This is a genomic window from Adlercreutzia equolifaciens (assembly GCF_029076695.1).
GTDB lineage: Bacteria > Actinomycetota > Coriobacteriia > Coriobacteriales > Eggerthellaceae > Adlercreutzia > Adlercreutzia equolifaciens_A.
In genome coordinates, this window is the sequence record NZ_JARFIK010000646.1 from 1 (window position 1) to 287 (window position 287).

Sequence of the window (287 nt, forward strand, 5' to 3'; positions counted from 1 at the left end):
TTCAGGACGTCCCAATCGCTCACGTCGCCGCGCTCTTCGTCAATCTTGAGCATTTCGTAGGCAACGGCCAGCATGAAAGCCGTATCGGTGCCGGAACGCACGGGAATCCAGCGGGCATTGAGCAGCTGGGCGGTGGCGTTGCAGCTGGGGGCAATCATAACGAACTGCGTTCCCGCTGCCTTGGCATGCAGGAAGTTGTAGCAGGAAGAGCCGCCGGAAGCCCAGGCGGGGTTGCATCCCTGGAATACAATCCACTCGGCGTTCTTTACATCGTAGCGATCGTTCGC

General features: G+C 59.6%; 1 pseudogene. It reads right to left on the reverse strand.

Annotated features, from left to right (window positions below):
* Nucleotides 1–287: pseudogene (locus PZH32_RS13960) on the reverse strand (molybdopterin-dependent oxidoreductase); the annotation flags it as partial.